Raw genomic sequence first — 16,784 nt, forward strand, 5'->3', positions numbered from 1 at the left:
ACCCCTCCCGCCGCCGGGAGGGGTGGTGAGCGCGCCAGGAGCCGGACGCGGGGGTGGGAGGGTCGGGGGGTGGCGGGAGCGGGAGGGCGCGGGGACGCGTCGCGGTACCTGGTGGTCGGCGCGGGGCTGGCGGGGGCCGCGACGGCCTGGCGGCTGGCCGAGCGCGGGTGCGAGGTCACCGTCGTGGAGCGCGCCGTGCCCGCCGCGCCGGACGGCTCCTCCCACGGCTCGGCGCGCGTCCTGCGCTACGCCTACGCCGAGCGCGCCGACGTCGAGATGGTCGTGCGCGCGGCCGCGGGCTTCCGCGAGCTGGAACGCCGGTCCGGCACGGCGCTGCTGCGGACCACCGGCGCCCTCGACCACGGCCCCGGCCGCGATCCCCGGGCCCTGGCGCGCGTGATGGCGGCCGCCGGGGTGGAGCACGAGCTGCTGAGCGCCGCCGCGGCCCGCGCGCGCTGGCCGCAGGTCGCCGCCGACGGCGAGGTGCTGTTCCACCCCGGCGGCGCCGTCCTGGACGCCGAGGGCGCCGTGCGCGCGATGCTCGGCCTGGCCCGCGCGGCCGGCGCCCGGGTGCTCACCGGCTGGCCGCTGGAACGCCTGCGGCGCAACGGCACGGGGTTCACCGCGCGCTCGGGCGGCGGTGACGTCGTCGACGCCGAGCGCGTCGTCGTCTGCGCCGGCGGCTGGCTGCCCGACCTGCTGGGCGGCCTGCCGCTGCCGCCGGGGTTCCTGGCGGCGTTCCCGCCGCTGGAGGTCACGCAGGAGAGCGCGTTCCACTTCCCCTGCCGCGACGAGCACCCGCACGACACCTGGCCCACCGTCGTCCACGGGGAACCGGGCTCGACGGTGTACGCGCTGCCCGGCGGGCGCGACGCGCAGCACCGCGGCCTGAAGGTCGCCGAGCACCACGCCGGGCGCCCGATCGGCTCCGCGGCCGCGCGCACCGGCGTGGTCGACGCCGCGAACCGCGCCCGCGTCGCGGCGCACGTGCGCCGGCGGCTGCCCGGGCTGGTGCCCGAGCCGTACGCGGAGACCACCTGCCTGTACACCACCACCCCCGGCGAGGTGTTCGTCCTCGACGGCGCCGACGGCCTCACCGTCGTGTCCGCCTGCTCCGGGCACGGAGCGAAGTTCGCGCCCCTGCTGGGGGAGCTGGCCGCGGACCTCGCCACCGGGGACGGCGAGCCCCCGGCGCGCTTCGGGGTGGGCCGGGAGTCGGGCCGGACGGCGGGCGGCGCGCGCGGTGGAGGCGCCGGGAACGGGTAGGTGGGACGCTGAGCCGCTCCGGTACGGGCCGGGGCTCGAGCGAGAGGACCCTCCGGTGCCCGGTGGACTGGTAGCCCTGCTGGACGACGTGGCCGTGATCGCGCGGGCGGCCGCGGCCTCCGTGGACGACATCGGCGTCGCCGCGGCGCGCGCCGGCGCCAAGGCGGCGGGCGTCGTCGTCGACGACGCCGCCGTCACCCCGCAGTACGTGCGCGGCCTGACCGCCGACCGGGAGCTGCCGATCGTCAAGCGCATCGCGGTCGGCTCCCTGCGCAACAAGCTGCTGATCATCCTCCCGGTGATCCTGGTGCTCAGCCAGTTCGCGGAGTTCCTGCTCACACCGCTGCTCATGCTCGGCGGTGCCTACCTGTGCTACGAGGGCGCGGAGAAGCTGTGGGCCAAGGTCAGCGGCCACGGCCACGGCGAGGACGGCGTCCTGAAGGACGAGGACACCCTCGTGCGCGGCGCGATCCGCACCGACCTCATCCTGTCCGCCGAGATCATGGTGATCTCGCTGAACGAGGTCGTCGACCAGCCGTTCTTCTCCCGCCTGGCGATCCTCGTCGTGGTCGGCGTCGCGATCACCGTGCTCGTCTACGGCGCCGTCGGCCTCATCGTGAAGATGGACGACGCCGGGCTGGCGCTGGCCAAGCGGCCCTCCCCGGGCGTCGCCCGCCTCGGCCGCGGTCTGGTCGCGGCGATGCCGAAGCTGCTGACCGTGCTGACGGTCGTCGGTGTCGCGGCGATGCTCTGGGTCGGCGGGCACATCCTGCTGGTGGGCACGGACGAGCTGGGCTGGCACGGGCTGTACGGGGCGGTCCACCACCTCGAGGACGCCGCCGACGCGGCCGCCGGCGCCGTCGGGGGCCTGGCCCGGTGGGTGGTCGACACGCTCGCCAGCGCCGTGCTGGGCCTGCTGGTGGGCGCCGTCCTGGTCGCCCTGGCCTCCGTCACGATCCACCGCCGGCGCGCGGCGCAGCACTGAGGGTGCTCACCGCTCCCGGGCCGCGGGCGGCGAGGGCGACGGCCGGCAGGACCAGCAGCGCCAGCAGGCCGCACCCGAGGGAGAGCAGCGGGAACCCGGCGCCCGCCACGACGAACCCGGACCCCATCCCGCCGGCGGCGCCGGCCAGCGCGATCGACAGGTCGACCGCGCCCTGGGTGCGGGCGCGGACCTCCAGCGGGACGGCGCCGGAGAGCACCGCGGTGCCCGAGACGAGGCCGAAGCTCCAGCCCAGTCCCAGCAGCGCCAGCGCCAGGGTGAGCGCCGGCACCGAACCGCCCGGGGCGGTGGCGGCGACCAGCCCCGCCAGCAGGAGCGTGACCGCGCCCGCACCGGCCACCCGCGGGGCGCCGAACCGGTCGACCAGCCAGCCCGACAACGGGGACGGCAGGTACATCGCACCCACGTGGACAGCGATGACCAGGCCGGTCGCGGACACGGAGTGGTGGTGGGCGCGCATGTGCACGGGGGTCATGGTCATCACGGCGGCCATCACCAGCTGCGTGACGACCATGACCGCGGCCGCCCCCAGCACGGCCCGCCGCACGCCCGGCGGCCACCCGGGCGCGGTGCCCGGGTCCGTCGCGCCCGGTCCGCGACCACCGGGCTCGCGCTCCGCGCGCGCCCGGGCCAGCAGCAGCGGGTCCGGGCGCAGGAGGGTCGCCAGCACGAGCCCGGCCGCGGCGTAGGCGAGCCCGGCCAGCAGGAACGGCCCGGCCAGCGCGGGGACCCCCCAGCGCTCGGCGACGGTCCCCGTGGGCCCGACGAGGAGCGGCCCCACGACGGCGCCCAGCGTGGTGGCGACGAGGACGGTGCTGACCGCCCGACCGCGCCGGGCCGGCGGGGCCAGGTCCGCCCCGGCGTAGCGGGCCTGCAGGTTGGTCGCGCTGCCCGCGCCGTACACCAGCAGCGCGCCGAACAGCAGCGCCACGTCCCCGAGCGCGGCCGCCAGCACCACCCCGCCGCTGCCCACTGCGCCCACGAGGTACCCCAGCGCGAGCCCGGGCCGGCGGCCGCGGCGCTCCGAGAGCCGGCCGACGAGCAGCGCCGCGGCGGCCGAGCCGGCGGTGAACAGGGCGGCGGGCAGCCCGGCCAGGCGGGTGGAGCCGAGCAGGTCCTGGGCCAGGAGCGCGCCGACGGTGATGCCGGCCGCCAGGCCCGCGCCCGAGAGGACCTGCGCCAGCACCAGCACCCGCAGCACCCGGCGCTGCTCGGGGTCCGCTGGTCCGGGCGGACGCGCGGTCGGGCCGGGTGGCCGGGACGTCGCCCGGACGGCCCGCCGCGGCAGGGGTGGGAGCACGCGGTGATCGTGGCACCCCCGGAGCGGTGCGGTCCGGCCTTTCCGCAGCGCCCGGTCGCCGCGGTGCCAGGGTGGGGGCGCCGGCGCGCCGCCGGCGCCCACCCCGTCGAGGAGGCACCACGTCCGCACGCCGCTCCACCGGGTCCGCCGGGCCCGCCGGGTTCGCCGTCGCCTCCACCGCGCTCGTGCTGGTGTTCGTCTCCGCCGGCACGCCGATCCCGCTCTACAACACCTACCGGGCGCAGGACGGGCTGACGACCGCCGACCTGACCGTGGCGACCGCCCTGTACCTGGCGGCCGCCGCGCTGTCCCTGCTGGTGCTGGGCCGGCTGTCCGACCACCTGGGGCGCCGCCCCCTCGGGGTGGCCGCGCTGCTGACCTCGGCGGCCGGTCTCGGTGTCCTGCAGGTGGTCGACGGGCTCGCGCCGCTGGCGGCCGGGCGGCTGCTGCAGGGCCTGGCCACCGGGCTGGCCTCCAGCGCGCTGGGCGCCCTCGTCGTCGACACCGCGCCGGAGCGGCCGCGCTGGCTGGCGGCCGTGGTCACCAGCGCGGCGCCCATGCTCGGGATCCCGCTGGGCGCGCTGGCCTGCGGCGCCCTCGTGGACCACGGGCCCGCCCCGCGCCACCTGCTGTACGCGGTCGTCGCGGTCGCGCTGGTCGCCGTCGCCGCGGGGGTGGCCGCGGGCCCGGAGACGGTCGAGCGGGCGGGGCGGCGCGCGGTGCGCCTGCGCGGGGCGGCCGCCTCGCTGCGCCCGCGCGTGCACGTGCCCCCCGGCGCGCGCCGCCCCCTCGTGGCGGTGGCCGCGGTCGTCGTGGCCACCTGGTCCCTCGGCGGCTTCTACCAGGCGTTCGGGCCGACGATCGCCCGCGACGAGCTGGGCTCGGACGCGGCGCTGACGGCCGCGGCCGTCTTCGCCTCCTTCACCGTCCTCAGCGCGCTGGGCGGCCCGCTGACGGCGCGGCTGCGCGCCGACCGCGCCGTGCGGGTCGGTGCCGCCCTGTACGCCGCGGGCGTGGTGGGGATCCTCGCGGCGCTCGCCGCGGGGGCCGTCGTGCCGTTCCTCGTGGTCAGCCTGCTCACCGGGGTCGCCCAGGGCGCCGCGCAGACCGGGGGGATGCGCACCCTGCTGGCGCGCACCGCGCCCGCCGACCGGGCCGGGCTGCTGTCCACGGTGTTCCTGCTGAACTACTCCAGCGCCGCCGTCCCCAGCCTCGTCGCCGGCCGCCTCACGGACGTCGCCACGGTGGTGCAGATCGCGTCCGGCTACGGCGTCCTGGTGCTGGCGGGGGTGGCCGTCGCGCTCGTGGCGGCGCGGCCGGCGCGCCGCTAGCGCCGCGCCCGCAGGTCGGCCACCGCGTCGGCGAGCAGCCCGTCGGCGCCGCGGGCGGGGTCGTGGACGGCGCTGGCGGTCGTGACGGTGACGTCCCACCCGGCGACGGGCCCGGCCGCGACCGCGGCGCGCAGCCGCTGCGCCAGCTCGGCGGCCGCCGCCGCGCCCGCACCGGGCAGGACCACGGCGAACTCGTGGTCACCGCTGCGGGCGAGCAGGTCGGTGCGCCGCAGCTGCACCTGCAGGCGCGCGGCGACCTCGGCCAGGACGGCGTCCTCGGCCCGTCGCCCGGCCACGCCGGTGATCCGCGCGGGGTCGTCCAGCGCCAGCAGCACCAGCGCCAGCTCGCCGGGGCGGCGCTGCAGCCTGGCGTCCTCCTCGGCCAGCCGCTCCAGCAGGACGCGCCGGTCGGCGGCCCCGGTCACCGGGTCGGGGGGGGGGGGGGGGGGGGGGGGGGGGGGGGGGGGGGGCGGCGGGGGGGGCGGGCGCGGGCGCCCCGGGCGGCCCCCGCGCCCGGCTGGCGGCGCGGGGGGGGGCCCCGGGTCCCGGGGGGGGGGCGCGAGCGCGCGCCCAGCTGCCGCTCCAGCCCGCGCACCCGGGCGCGGGTCGCCTCCAGCTCCTGCACGGCCACCCGCAGCGACAGCTCCGTGGACACGGTGGCGGCGAAGTCCTCCAGCAGCAGGAGGTCGTCCTCCGTCCACTGCCGGGGCGCGACGTCGGCGGCGCAGAACGCGCCGAGGACGTGCTCGCCCTGGTGGAGGGGGTAGCCGGCGTAGGCGCCGGCGCCCATCTCCACGACGGCGGCGTGCTCGCGGTGGGCCGGGTCGACGCGCGCGTCGAAGAGCACCACGGGTCCCTCCTGGGCGACCACCTGCGCGCACAGGGAGTGCGACAGCGGCGTCCAGCGCTGCGAGGCCCACGGCTCCGGCAGGCCCACCGCCGCCTGGACGACCTCCCGGTCCTCCTCGATGAACGAGACCATCGCCACCGGCACCCGCAGGGCCCGGGCGGCCGCGCGCACCAGCCGGTCCAGGCTCTCGCCCTCCCGGGCGGCGCGCACCGCGTCGCGGACCGCTGACAGGCGCTCCGCCTCGGCCAGCGGCCCCCGGGGCGACGTCGCGCCGGGCGGCACCCGGCCATGCTCGTCCTGCCCGGCGGGACCGGCAAGGCGGCCCCTCCGGTCGGCGGCCCCGCGGGCGGTCCCCTGCCACACTGGGAGCCCTCCCGCCCGGGGCGGCCAGCCCCGCAGAACCCCCGAGGACCACCGCGTGCCGCCCACGTACAAGGACATCCAGCGGATGACCGGCCTGTCGCTGGCCACGATCTCCAAGCACTTCAACGGCGGCAACGTGCTGGCGGCCAACCGGGCGGCGATCGAGGAGGCCGCCGCCGACCTGGGGTTCCGCGTCAACGAGGTGGCGCGCAGCCTGCGCACCCGGCGCTCGGGGACGGTGGGCGTGCTGCTGCCGGCGCTGGACAACGACTTCCACCTGGAGGTCATCGCGGGGGTCGAGGCGGTCCTCAAGGACGTCGGCGTCAGCGTCGTGGTCGTCTCCAGCCACACCTCCGCCGCGGGGGCCGCCGGTGCGGTGGACCTGCTGGTGGACCGGCGGGTGGACGGCGTCATCGCCGTGCCCGGCCGGCACGACGGCGAGCCGCTGCGCGCTGCGGCCGCGCGCGGGCTGCCGGTGGTGCTCGTGGACCGGCTGGTGAGCGGGCTGGACTGCGACGCCGTGGTCCTCGACAACACCGGGGCCTCCGCGCAGGTCGTGCGCCACCTCGTCGAGCACGGGCACCGCGAGATCGCCGTGGTGACCGGCACCCCGGACGTGTGGACGATGCGCGAGCGGCTGACCGGGTTCCGCCGGGCCATGCGCGCCGCGGGGCTGCCCGTGGCCCGCGAGCACGTGGTCCGCGGCCCGCTGACGGTGCGCACCGGCCGCGAGGCGGTGCACGCCCTCCTCGCGCGCGAGCGGCGGCCCACGGCGGTGTACGCCACGAACTACGAGCTCACCCTCGGGGCGGTCGTCGCGCTCAACGAGGCGGGCGTCGACGTGCCCGGGGACGTCTCCCTCGTCGGTTTCGACGGCGAGGTCGTCGCGCAGGTCGCCCGGCCGCGCACGTCCGTGTACGTGCAGCCCGTGCGGGGGATCGCGCGGGAGGCCGCCGAGCTGATGCGCGAGCGGCTGGCCGGCGACGGGGAGGGGCCCGCCCCGCGCCGGCGGGTGCTGGCGGGGCGCTTCGTGCCGGGCGGCTCCGTCGGGCCGCCGCGGGGCTGAGGGCGGCGCCGGGGCGCTCGCCGGCCGCCGGGGGAGGGAGCCGGCGGTCGCGCCCCTTGTCCACGCGAATCGTTTCGCGTACCGTTCCGCCACGCCCTGCGCGGCGGGCTCGCACCGTCGGCGCAGAACTTCGACGACGAAGGACGGATCATGGCCGATCTGCACGCCCGCCCCGCGAGGCGGCCCCGCCCCCAGCGCCGCGCCCGGTCCGCCGTGGCCGCGGCCGCCCTCGTCCTGGCCCTGTCCGCCTGCGGCGGCGGCGACTCCGAGGCCGGCGGTGGCGCCACCACCGACGGCGACGTCACCACGCTGACCTGGCAGATGTGGGCCAACTCCCAGATCGAGACCGACGCCCTGAACCGCCTGTCCGAGATGGTCACCGAGCAGCACCCCGACATCCGCCTGGAGCTGCAGACCAGCTCCTTCGCCGACTACTGGACCAAGCTGACCGCGCAGGCCAGCGGCGGGGACGTCGCCTGCCTCCTGGGGGTCCAGGGCCCCCGCGTGCCGCTGATCGCGGACCTGCTGCGGCCGCTGCCGGAGGACGAGCTGCAGGCGGCCGGCATCGACATGGCGGACTTCAACCAGGAGATGGCCGCCTCGCTGCAGGTGGACGGCACGCAGGTCGCGGTGCCCTACGACCTCGGCCCCCTCGTGGTGTTCTTCAACGCCGACGCCTTCGAGGCGGCCGGTGTGCCCCTGCCCGAACCCGGCTGGACGGTGGAGGACTTCACCGCCGCCGCCGAGGCGCTGCAGGCCAGCGGGATCAACGCCTACGGCTTCTTCCCCTCCTACGACGCGTTCACGGCGTGGTCCCTCACGCTGACGGGGCAGCAGGCCATCGGCGACGACGGCGAGCTGAACCTCGACACCCCCGAGATGATCGGAGTCTTCGAGACGTTGCAGGCGATGCGGGAGCAGGGCCTGAGCCCGGCCCTGCCGGCGACGAACGACGGCCTGGAGTCGCTCAACCAGTACATGGCCGGGACCACCGCCATGGTCGTCGACGGGCCCTGGCAGTACGGCAACATCGTCCAGAACGCCGCCTTCACGCCCGGGGTGGCTCCGATGCCGGCGGGCCCCGACGGGTCCGCCTCGCACCTGGCCGGCTCCGGCTACGGCGTCTCGTCGAGCTGCTCGGCACCGGAGGAGGCGGTGCGGGCGCTGTCGGTGCTGACCGGGCCCGAGGCGCTGCAGCACCTCGGGGAGATCGGGCGCGCCTACCCGGCCCGCACCGAGCAGGCCGCCTCCTGGTACCAGGGCGAGCTGGCCGACGCGCAGCCGGCGCTGGAGTACGCCATCGAGAACTCCACCTACCTGCGCACCAACCCGCAGATGAACCAGCTGGGCCAGCTCTTCCAGCAGTACGGCATCCCGGCCTTCAACGGGCAGCAGGACGCCGAGTCCTTCCTGCAGCAGATCCAGTCGCAGGTCGGCGGGTCCTGAGGTGGTCCGCACCGGCGCGGTGCCGCCGCACCGCGCGCCCGTCGGGCGGGGGGAGGTGCCGTGGCCGTCACCCTCCCCCCGGTGAGACGGGACGTCCGCAGCGCGACGGCGACCGCGGCCGTCGGCCGCCGCCGGTCCCTGACGGCGTGGGGGTTCCTGGCTCCCAGCGCCGCGGGCTTCGCGGTCTTCACGCTCATCCCGATCGTGGGGTCCATCGGCCTGGCCTTCTTCGTCTGGCCGCTGCTCGGCGAGCGCACGTTCACCGGGCTGGACAACTTCCGGACGCTGTTCACGTCCGACCCGGCGTTCTGGCGGGCGATGCTGAACACCACGGTCTTCGTGGTGCTGTACGTGCCGCTGAACTTCGTCGTCTCGCTGGGGCTGGCACTGTGGATGGGCCCGCGCATCCGGGGCCGCGGGCTGTACCGGGTGCTGTTCTTCCTGCCGGCCGTGACGCCGATGGTGGCCAACGCGCTGGTCTGGCGCCTCCTGCTGCAACCCGGCGGGCTGTACGACACCGTGGCGCAGTCCTGGTTCGGCCTGGGCGCGCAGAACCCGCTCGGCGGGCCGTTCTCGGCCATGGTGTGCGTCGTGCTGATGTCCGTGTGGCAGGGCTTCGGCTACAACATGCTCGTCTTCGCCGCCGGGCTGGAGGCCATCGACCGCAACCTGTACGAGGCGGCCGCCATCGACGGTGCGGGCACGCTGCGCCGGTTCTGGAGCATCACCGTGCCGATGCTGTCCCCGTCGATGTTCTTCGCCGCGGTGATGACGCTCATCACGTCGTTCCAGGTGTTCGCCCAGCCGTACATCCTCACCGGCGGCGGACCGGGCAACGCGACCCAGACGACCGTCATGCTGATGTACCAGTCCGGCTTCCAGTTCTTCCAGCTCGGCACCGCCTCGGCGATCGCCACGGTGCTGCTGCTGCTCATCGTCCTCGTCACCGGCCTGCAGTTCCTGGGCCAGCGGAGGTGGGTCCACTATGACCACTGAGGCCGTGCGGTCCCGGACGGCCCGGGCGCCGCGGCGCGGCGGGCGCCGGCGCGGCCGGCGCCGGTACGCGCCGAACGACCCGGCCCGCCCCGCGGTCGTCTCCCAGGTGCTGCTGACGCTGGTCCTGCTGCTCTTCCTCGTCCCCTTCGTCTGGATGGTCGCCACGGCCCTGAAGCCGGCCGCGGAGGTGTTCGGCGAGCCGCGCCTGGTCGGCAGCAGCCTGCGCTTCGACAACTTCGCCACCGCGTGGGGCTACGTGCCGTTCGGCCGCTTCATGGTCAACGGGATCATCGTCTCCGTGGCGGGGACGGTCGTCACGTGCGTCACCTCGGTGCTGGCGGCGTACGCCTTCGCCCGGCTGGAGTTCCGCGGGCGCGAGTTCTTCTTCCTGCTGTACCTGGTGACCCTCATGGTGCCGCAGGAGGTCATGGTCGTCCCGATGTTCATCCTCATGCAGGAGTTCGGGTGGACCAACACCTACCAGGCGCTCGTCCTGCCGTGGGCGTTCTCCGCCTTCGGCACCTTCCTGCTGCGGCAGTTCTTCCGCGGCATCCCCCGGGAGCTGGAGGAGGCGGCGCTGGTGGACGGGGCCAACCGGCTGCGGGTCCTGGTGCAGGTGATCCTGCCGATCGCCCGCCCCGCGGTGGCCGTCCTGGCCGTCTTCACCTTCATCAACTACTGGAACAGCTTCCTGTGGCCGCTGATCATCACGAACAGCCAGCAGATGGCCACCGTCCCCCTCGGCCTCAACCTGTTCCTGGGTCAGCAGGGCAACCAGTGGCACCTGCTGATGGCGGCCGCGACGATCTCCATGGTGCCCACGGTCGTCGTCGTCCTGCTGCTGCAGCGCCACCTCGTGCGGGGCATCGCGATGTCCGGGCTGGGCGGCCGCTGACCGCCGACGCACCCGCGCACCGCCCCCACGCAGCAGCACGCCCGGTCCGGAGGGCCGCACCGATGACCTTCTTCCCCCGCCGCACGGTCCACCTCGACTTCCACACCGGTCCCGACGTCCCCGACGTGGGCGCCGACTTCGACCCGCGCGCCTTCGCGCGGACCTTCCTCGACGCCCACGTCGACAGCGTCACGGTCTTCGCCAAGTGCCACCACGGGATGCTCTACTTCGACACCGACCGCCCCGAGCGGCACCCGGGGCTCGTCCCCGGCCTGGACCTGCTGCGCGAGCAGGTCGACGCGCTGCACGCCGTCGGGATCCGCGCGCCCGTCTACCTCAGCGTCCAGGTCGACGAGCACGCCGCCCGCGAGCACCCCGAGTGGGTGGCGCAGACCCCGGAGATGACGCTGGTGCGCCGCCGGGAGGGCAGCCACGAGCAGGGCGACGCCTACACCGCCGGCTGGCACGTGCTCGACATGTCCACCGGCTACCAGGACCACCTGGCCGGGCAGGTCGCCGAGGTGCTGGAGCACCTCGGGCAGGTCGACGGGCTGTTCCTCGACATGTGCTGGGACCAGCCCAGCAGCACCCGCGCGGCGAACGAGGCCGCCCTGGCGGCGGGCCTGGACCCGACGACCCAGCAGGGCCGCGACGCCCACGCCCGGCAGGTCGCCCTGCGGTACATGGCCCGCTTCCGCGACCTGGCCGCCCCGCACCTGGCGCCCGACGTCGCCTCCGGGGTGTGGTTCAACTCCCGGCCCAAGACGAACCTGCACGCCGAGGCGCGGATGCTGCGGCACGTCGAGGTCGAGTCGCTGCCCACCGGCGGGTGGGGGTACGCCTACCTGCCGTACGTGGCCCGGTTCGTGCGCCCGCTGGGGCTGCCGACCCTCAGCCACACCGGCCGGTTCCACCGCAGCTGGGGCGACAACGCGGGGCTGAAGCCCCAGGCCGCCCTCGACTACGAGACCCGGCAGATCCTCAGCTACGGCCTCACCAACGGCGTGGGCGACCTCCTGCACCCGCGCGGTGTCCCCGACGCCGCCGTCTACGAGCGCGTCGGCCGCTCCTACGCCCGCGTCGCGGCGTGCGAGGAGCACCTGGCGGGCACGTCGCCGGTGGCGCAGGTCGCCCTCGTCGTCGACCCCGACCTCGGCGACGCCCCCGGGGCGGCGGGGATCGGGGCGGTCCGCGTCCTGCAGCAGCTGCGCCAGCAGTTCGACGTGGTCCCGCCCACCGCGGACCTGTCCGCCTACGAGGTCGTCGTCGTCCCCGAGACGACCCGCGTCGACGCGGCGCTGTCGCGGGCGCTGTCCGCGCACGCGGCCCGCGGCGGCGGGCTCCTGCTGGTGGGGGAGGGCCTGCGCGGTCCCGACGGGGCGGTCAGCGTCCCGGAGGCGGGCCTGGAGGTGCTGGGCGAGGCGGAGCACGCCACCACCTTCCTGCGCAGCGTCCACCCCGCCGTCCCCGACCTCGGCCTCGACGCCGTCGTGTACGAGCGGGGCCTGCGGGTGCGCCCCCTGCCGGGCACCGAGGTCCTCGTCGGCACCGTCGCGCCCTTCTTCGACCGCGACTGGCGGCGCTCCAGCGGGCACTCCTACACGCCGCCGGACTCCGCCGCGGGGGTGACGGACTCCCCGTCGGTCACCCGCCGCGGCCGGGTCGTCGCCGTCGCCCAGCCGCTGCTGAGCTCCTACGGCCGGTTCGGGCTGGAGGCCCACCGCACCGTCCTCGGCGCCCTGCTGCGCGAGCTCCTGCCGCGGCCCGTGGTCACCGCGACGGGTCCGCTGCACCTGGAGGTGGTGGCCCACCGCGGCGAGGAGCGGACCGTCGTCAGCCTGCTCAGCTACCTGCCGACGCGGGTGGGCGCGGGGCTGGGCGGCGAGGGGCTCGACCTCGTCGAGGACCCGTTCCCGCTCGTCGACGTCGACGTCGTCGTGCGCTGCCCGCGGCCGCCGTCCACCGCCGTCCTGCAGCCGGTGGGGACCCCGCTGGAGGTGCGCGTGGAGGACGGCGCCGCCCACGTGCGCGTCACCGTCCTCGACGGGCACGCCCTGCTCGTCCTCGAGCACCCCCCGACCCCGAACCCCCGAGGAGCCTGACGTGACCGACACCCTGCCCGACGTGCCGGCGGACGCCGTCGACCCCGCGCTGGTCCCGCAGCGCGTCCTCGCCGGCGGCGCGCGGATCCCCGCCATCGGCGTGGGCACCTTCGGCTCCGACCGCTACGGGCCCGACGAGGTGGCCGCGGCCGTCGCCGGTGCCCTGCGCGCCGGGTACCGGCTGGTGGACTGCGCCTCGGTGTACGGCAACGAGGCGCAGGTCGGCGCCGCGCTGGCCGGGGCGTTCGAGGCCGGGCTGCCCCGCGAGGACGTGTTCGTCATGTCGAAGGTGTGGAACGACGCCCACGACCCGGACGCCGCGGTCGCCTCGGTCCACCGCTCGCTGCGCGACCTGCGGCTGGAGCACCTGGACGCCGTGTTCGTGCACTGGCCCTTCCCCAACCACCACCCGCCGATGGCCGAGACGGACGCCCGCGACCCGCACGCCCGCCCCTACGACCACGACGCGTACCTGGCGCTGTGGCGGGCGCTGGAGGGGCTCGTCGACGCCGGCCTGGTGCGGCACCTGGGCACCTCGAACACCACCGTCCCCAAGCTGCGGCTGCTGCTGGCCGACGCGCGCGTGCGCCCGGCGCTGAACGAGATGGAGCTGCACCCGACGTTCCAGCAGGAGGAGCTGTTCTCCTTCTGCGTCGAGCACGACGTCCTGCCGGTGGGGTACTCCCCGCTGGGCTCGCCGTCGCGGCCCGAGCGCGACCGCACCCCCGACGACGTCGCCGACACCGAGCTGCCGGTGGTGCGCGAGATCGCCGCCGCGCACGGCGTCCACCCGGCGCTGGTGTGCCTGAAGTGGGCGGTCGCCCGCGGGCAGGTCCCCATCCCGTTCGCGGTCAAGCCGGCGCAGTACACGGCGAACCTGCGCGCGGTGACCGAGGACCCGCTGACGCCCGCGGAGGTGGAGGCGCTGCGCTCGGCCGAGCGCGGCAACCGGCTCATCAAGGGGCAGGTGTTCCTGTGGCCGGGCTCGCGCTCCTGGCGCGACCTGTGGGACGAGGACGGGACGATCCCCGGCCGCGACGAGGAGGGCTGAGGGTCGTGCTGAACTACCGCCTGCTGCACCCGCCGCTGCTGGCCGCGCTGGCGCGCGCCGGGCACGGCGACCGGATCGTCCTGGCGGACGGCAACTTCCCGCTGCGCACCGCCGTGCGTCCCGACGTCGAGGTCGTGCACCTGAACCTGCGGACCGGGCTGGTCAGCGTGCCCGACGTGCTCGAACCGCTGCTGGAGGCGGTGCCCGTCGAGGCGGCCACCTACATGGGCACCCCCGACGGCGCGGTCGTCGACGCCCACGCCGACTACGACCGGCTCCTGGGGCCGGGCGTCCCCGTGCTCGTGCAGGCGGACCGGTGGAAGTTCTACGACGAGACCCGCGGTGAGGACGTCGCCGTGGTGGTCGCCACCGCGGACCAGCGGCTGTGCGCCAACCTGGTCCTCACGGTGGGGGTGCGCGCGGGCGGGCCGGGGTGAGCGCCGCGCCGCCCGAAGACCCCGTCGTCGACGCCCACCACCACCTGTGGGACCCGGCCCGCCGCCGCTACCCGTGGATGGAGGTGCCCGGCCGGGAACCGCTGCGCCGCCCGTTCGACCTCGACGACCTGCGTGCCGCGACGAGCGCAGCCGGGGTGGAGCGCACGGTCCTCGTGCAGACCGTCTCCGCCCACGAGGAGACGCGGGAGTTCCTGCGGGTGGCCGACGGGAGCGACGGCCTCGTCGCCGCGGTCGTCGGCTGGGTGGACCTGGCCGGCGACGTGCCGGCCCGGGTCGCGGAGCTGCGGCGGGCGCCCGGCGGCGCGCTGCTGGCCGGGGTGCGGCACCAGGCGGAGGACGAACCGGGGACGGCCTGGCTGGAGCGCCCCGAGGTCCTGCGCGGAGCGGTGGCGGCCGCGCGGGCCGGTCTGGTGCACGACCTCCTCGTGCGCGCCGACCAGCTCGACGCCGCGAGCGCCCTCGTCGACGCCGTGGACGCCGCGGCCCCCGGCGCCTCGTTCGTGCTCGACCACGGGGCGAAACCTCCGGTCGGCGGGGACGGCTGGGCGGCGTGGGCCGCCGCCGTCACCCGCCTGGCGCAGCGGCCGCAGGTGCGCTGCAAGCTGTCCGGGCTGTTCACCCTCGTCCCGGCGGGGACGTCCGACGACGTGCTGCGGCCCACCGTCGAGCACCTGCTGGCGGTGTTCGGACCCGGGCGCCTGCTGTTCGGCACCGACTGGCCGGTGAGCACCCTGGCCGCCGGCTACGCCGACGTCGTCACCCGCACCCGCGCGCTGCTGGCCGGGCTGGCTCCCGGTGAGCGCGCCGCCGTGCTCGGCGGCGGCGCTGCCACCGTCTACGGGCTCGCCGCCCCCGCCCCCACGCCCACCTGACCCCGCCCGACCCCGCCCGACCCCGCCCGACCCCGACAGAGGAGACACCCCCGTGGCGATGTTCGACGGCGCCCCGCAGCGCCCGGAGCCGTACCGCAGGTTCGAGCGCGAGGTGCCGCAGTGGTACCGCGACGCGAAGTTCGGGATCTTCGTGCACTGGGGGGCGTACTCGGTGCCGGCCTGGGCCGAGCCGACCGGTGAGCTGGGCACCGTCGACGAGCGGACGTGGTTCGCCCACAACCCGTACGCCGAGTGGTACGCCAACACCATCCGCATCGACGGCAGCCCCGCCCAGCAGCACCACCGCGACGTGCACGGCGGAGCGCCCTACGACGACTTCCTCGACCGCTGGAGCGCCGAGGAGTTCGACGCCACCGCGCTGGTCGACCTGTTCCGCCGCGCCGGCGCGCGGTACGTGGTGCCCACCACCAAGCACCACGACGGGATCGCCCTGTGGGACGCGCCGGGCACCGGGGACCGCAACACGGTGCGCCGCGGCCCGCGCCGCGACCTGGTCGGCGAGTTCGCCGCCGCCACGCGCGCGGCGGGCCTGCGGTTCGGCACCTACTACTCCGGCGGCCTGGACTGGTGGTTCACCGACTTCCCGCCCATCACGGGCATGGACTTCTCCGCGGTGCGGCCCGTCGACGAGGCGTACACCGAGTACGCCTCCGCCCACGTCGCCGACCTGGTCGACCGCTACGCCCCCGACGTGCTGTGGGGCGACATCGAGTGGCCCGACGCCGGCAAGCCCGCGGGGCCGCGCAGCTTCGCCCACCTGCTGGACCGCTTCTACGCAGCCGCGCCCGACGGCGTCGTCAACGACCGCTGGGGCCTGACGCACTGGGACTTCCGCACCAGCGAGTACCAGCAGGGCCGGTCGGTGGAGACGGGCGGGGCGTGGGAGAACTGCCGCGGCATCGGGCTGTCGTTCGGCCACAACCGGGCCGAGGGTCCCGAGCACCACCTGGACGGGCCCGCAGCGGTGCGCCACCTGCTCGACGTCGTCTCGCGCGGGGGCAACCTCCTGCTCAACGTGGGCCCGGACGCCGCGGGCCGGGTCCCCGAGCTGCAGCGGCGCTGCCTGGAGCAGGTCGGCGACTGGATGGAGCTCCACGCCGACGCGGTGCACGGCGCGGAGGTCTTCGCCGACGGCGGGGCGTCCGAGGAGCCCTGGGTGCGCTGGACCCTGCGCGGGCGCACCGCGCACGCCGTGGTGGAGGCGGAGGGACGGGTGCTGCTGCCGGTGCGCGCCGGTTCCCTGGACCCCGCCGGCGCGCGCCTGCTGGACGGCACGGCGGTCGCCGCGCGGGCCGCCGACGGCGGTCTGGAGGTCCAGGTGCCGCCGCGCCGGGTGGCCGGCCCGCAGGTGGTGGCCGTCGACCTCGCCTGAGCGGGTCGGGCGGGCGGGTCAACCGGGCCCGGCCCGCCCGTCCCGCTGGGCGGCGAAGCTCCACACCGGGGGCAGGCCGTCCCCGTCGCCGGAGTAGTCGTCCGGCGTCGACTGCAGGGGCGTGACACGCGCCTGCCAGGCCACGTTCGCCGGGTGCTCGCGCAGGTGCTCGCGCATGGCGGCGTAGTCGTCCACGTCGACGAGGTGGAACACGTCCCGGCCGCTGCGCCAGATCCGCCAGTCGCGCACGCCCGCCTCGGCCAGCGCCCGCAGCAGGTCGTCGGGGACCGCCGCGTGCAGGGCGTCGTACGCCTCCACGGCATCGGCGTGCAGGCGGGTGTGCAGGGCCTTCTCGACCACGTCGTCGTCCTCTCGGAGCCGGTGCCGGAGCT

16 protein-coding genes are annotated in these 16,784 nt (G+C 76.5%); 12 read left to right on the plus strand and 4 right to left on the minus strand.

The features are described from left to right. The first annotated feature begins 69 nt into the window (after window positions 1-69). Both ACRYMY_RS02965 and ACRYMY_RS02970 read left to right on the plus strand, forming a co-directional pair. Window positions 70-1,266 (plus strand): FAD-dependent oxidoreductase, encoded by a 1,197-nt coding sequence (locus ACRYMY_RS02965; protein ID WP_432545781.1) that lies wholly within the window; start codon window positions 70-72, stop codon window positions 1,264-1,266. A gap of 55 nt (window positions 1,267-1,321) precedes the next feature. After that, complete coding sequence (locus ACRYMY_RS02970) at window positions 1,322-2,251, plus strand: DUF808 domain-containing protein (protein WP_432545782.1); 930 nt, start codon at window positions 1,322-1,324, stop codon at window positions 2,249-2,251. Here the strand turns inward: ACRYMY_RS02970 and ACRYMY_RS02975 are convergent. Next, complete coding sequence (locus ACRYMY_RS02975) at window positions 2,217-3,470, minus strand: MFS transporter (RefSeq protein ID WP_432545783.1); 1,254 nt, start codon at window positions 3,468-3,470, stop codon at window positions 2,217-2,219. The two genes, ACRYMY_RS02970 and ACRYMY_RS02975, sit on opposite strands and share 35 nt — an antisense overlap. 284 nt (window positions 3,471-3,754) lie before the next feature. On the opposite strand from ACRYMY_RS02975, the gene ACRYMY_RS02980 reads away from it, so the two are divergent. Continuing rightward, window positions 3,755-4,900 (plus strand): MFS transporter, encoded by a 1,146-nt coding sequence (locus tag ACRYMY_RS02980; protein ID WP_432545784.1) that lies wholly within the window; start codon window positions 3,755-3,757, stop codon window positions 4,898-4,900. Here the strand turns inward: ACRYMY_RS02980 and ACRYMY_RS02985 are convergent. Together ACRYMY_RS02985 and ACRYMY_RS02990 are read right to left on the minus strand one after the other, a co-directional pair. Continuing rightward, window positions 4,897-5,325: a diguanylate cyclase domain-containing protein gene (locus ACRYMY_RS02985; protein ID WP_432545785.1), complete on the minus strand. Its 429-nt coding sequence runs from the start codon at window positions 5,323-5,325 to the stop codon at window positions 4,897-4,899. The two genes, ACRYMY_RS02980 and ACRYMY_RS02985, sit on opposite strands and share 4 nt — an antisense overlap. Beyond that, window positions 5,322-6,032, minus strand: coding sequence for a GAF domain-containing protein (locus ACRYMY_RS02990; RefSeq protein ID WP_432545786.1), 711 nt, complete (start codon window positions 6,030-6,032; stop codon window positions 5,322-5,324). Before ACRYMY_RS02990 ends, ACRYMY_RS02985 begins: the two co-directional genes overlap by 4 nt. A gap of 136 nt (window positions 6,033-6,168) precedes the next feature. Here ACRYMY_RS02990 and ACRYMY_RS02995 point away from each other — a divergent pair, with 136 nt between their 5' ends. The 9 genes from ACRYMY_RS02995 to ACRYMY_RS03035 all read left to right on the plus strand — a co-directional run bounded on the left by ACRYMY_RS02995 (window position 6,169) and on the right by ACRYMY_RS03035 (window position 16,392). After that, a complete protein-coding gene (locus ACRYMY_RS02995; RefSeq protein ID WP_432545787.1) occupies window positions 6,169-7,179 on the plus strand; it encodes a LacI family DNA-binding transcriptional regulator in 1,011 nt (336 codons plus the stop codon). Between the two features lie 150 nt (window positions 7,180-7,329). Then, a complete protein-coding gene (locus tag ACRYMY_RS03000) occupies window positions 7,330-8,625 on the plus strand; it encodes an ABC transporter substrate-binding protein (protein WP_432545788.1) in 1,296 nt (431 codons plus the stop codon). Window positions 8,626-8,706: 81 nt separating this feature from the next. Then, a complete protein-coding gene (locus ACRYMY_RS03005; RefSeq protein ID WP_432545789.1) occupies window positions 8,707-9,621 on the plus strand; it encodes a carbohydrate ABC transporter permease in 915 nt (304 codons plus the stop codon). Continuing rightward, window positions 9,611-10,516: a carbohydrate ABC transporter permease gene (locus tag ACRYMY_RS03010; RefSeq protein ID WP_432545790.1), complete on the plus strand. Its 906-nt coding sequence runs from the start codon at window positions 9,611-9,613 to the stop codon at window positions 10,514-10,516. The genes ACRYMY_RS03005 and ACRYMY_RS03010 overlap by 11 nt, the downstream gene beginning before the upstream one ends. A gap of 62 nt (window positions 10,517-10,578) precedes the next feature. Next, window positions 10,579-12,618 carry an alpha-L-fucosidase gene (locus ACRYMY_RS03015; protein ID WP_432545791.1) on the plus strand — a complete coding sequence of 680 codons (2,040 nt, stop codon included), beginning with the start codon at window positions 10,579-10,581 and terminating at the stop codon, window positions 12,616-12,618. A gap of 1 nt (window position 12,619) precedes the next feature. Next, window positions 12,620-13,669, plus strand: coding sequence for an aldo/keto reductase (locus tag ACRYMY_RS03020; RefSeq protein WP_432545792.1), 1,050 nt, complete (start codon window positions 12,620-12,622; stop codon window positions 13,667-13,669). 5 nt (window positions 13,670-13,674) lie between these two features. After that, on the plus strand, window positions 13,675-14,106 hold the full coding sequence (locus tag ACRYMY_RS03025; protein WP_432545793.1) for an RbsD/FucU domain-containing protein: 432 nt from the start codon (window positions 13,675-13,677) through the stop codon (window positions 14,104-14,106). Continuing rightward, entirely contained in the window at window positions 14,103-14,999 is an 897-nt protein-coding gene (locus ACRYMY_RS03030) for an amidohydrolase family protein (RefSeq protein ID WP_432545794.1), read from the plus strand. The genes ACRYMY_RS03025 and ACRYMY_RS03030 overlap by 4 nt, the downstream gene beginning before the upstream one ends. A gap of 52 nt (window positions 15,000-15,051) precedes the next feature. Then, window positions 15,052-16,392, plus strand: coding sequence for an alpha-L-fucosidase (locus tag ACRYMY_RS03035; RefSeq protein WP_432545795.1), 1,341 nt, complete (start codon window positions 15,052-15,054; stop codon window positions 16,390-16,392). 18 nt (window positions 16,393-16,410) lie between these two features. Here the strand turns inward: ACRYMY_RS03035 and ACRYMY_RS03040 are convergent, their stop codons facing one another. Continuing rightward, window positions 16,411-16,752 (minus strand): L-rhamnose mutarotase, encoded by a 342-nt coding sequence (locus tag ACRYMY_RS03040; RefSeq protein ID WP_432545796.1) that lies wholly within the window; start codon window positions 16,750-16,752, stop codon window positions 16,411-16,413. Between the last annotated feature and the right edge of the window lie 32 nt (window positions 16,753-16,784).

The organism is Kineococcus haloalkalitolerans (genome assembly GCF_050871905.1).
Lineage (GTDB): Bacteria > Actinomycetota > Actinomycetes > Actinomycetales > Kineococcaceae > Kineococcus.

Bases quoted from the DNA above. Each gene is read 5' to 3' on its own strand.
- ACRYMY_RS03015 (WP_432545791.1), top strand. From the start codon at position 10,579: ATGACCTTCTTCCCCCGCCGCACGGTCCACCTCGACTTCCACACCGGT.
- ACRYMY_RS03010 (WP_432545790.1), top strand. From the start codon at position 9,611: ATGACCACTGAGGCCGTGCGGTCCCGGACGGCCCGGGCGCCGCGGCGC.
- ACRYMY_RS03000 (WP_432545788.1), top strand. From the start codon at position 7,330: ATGGCCGATCTGCACGCCCGCCCCGCGAGGCGGCCCCGCCCCCAGCGC.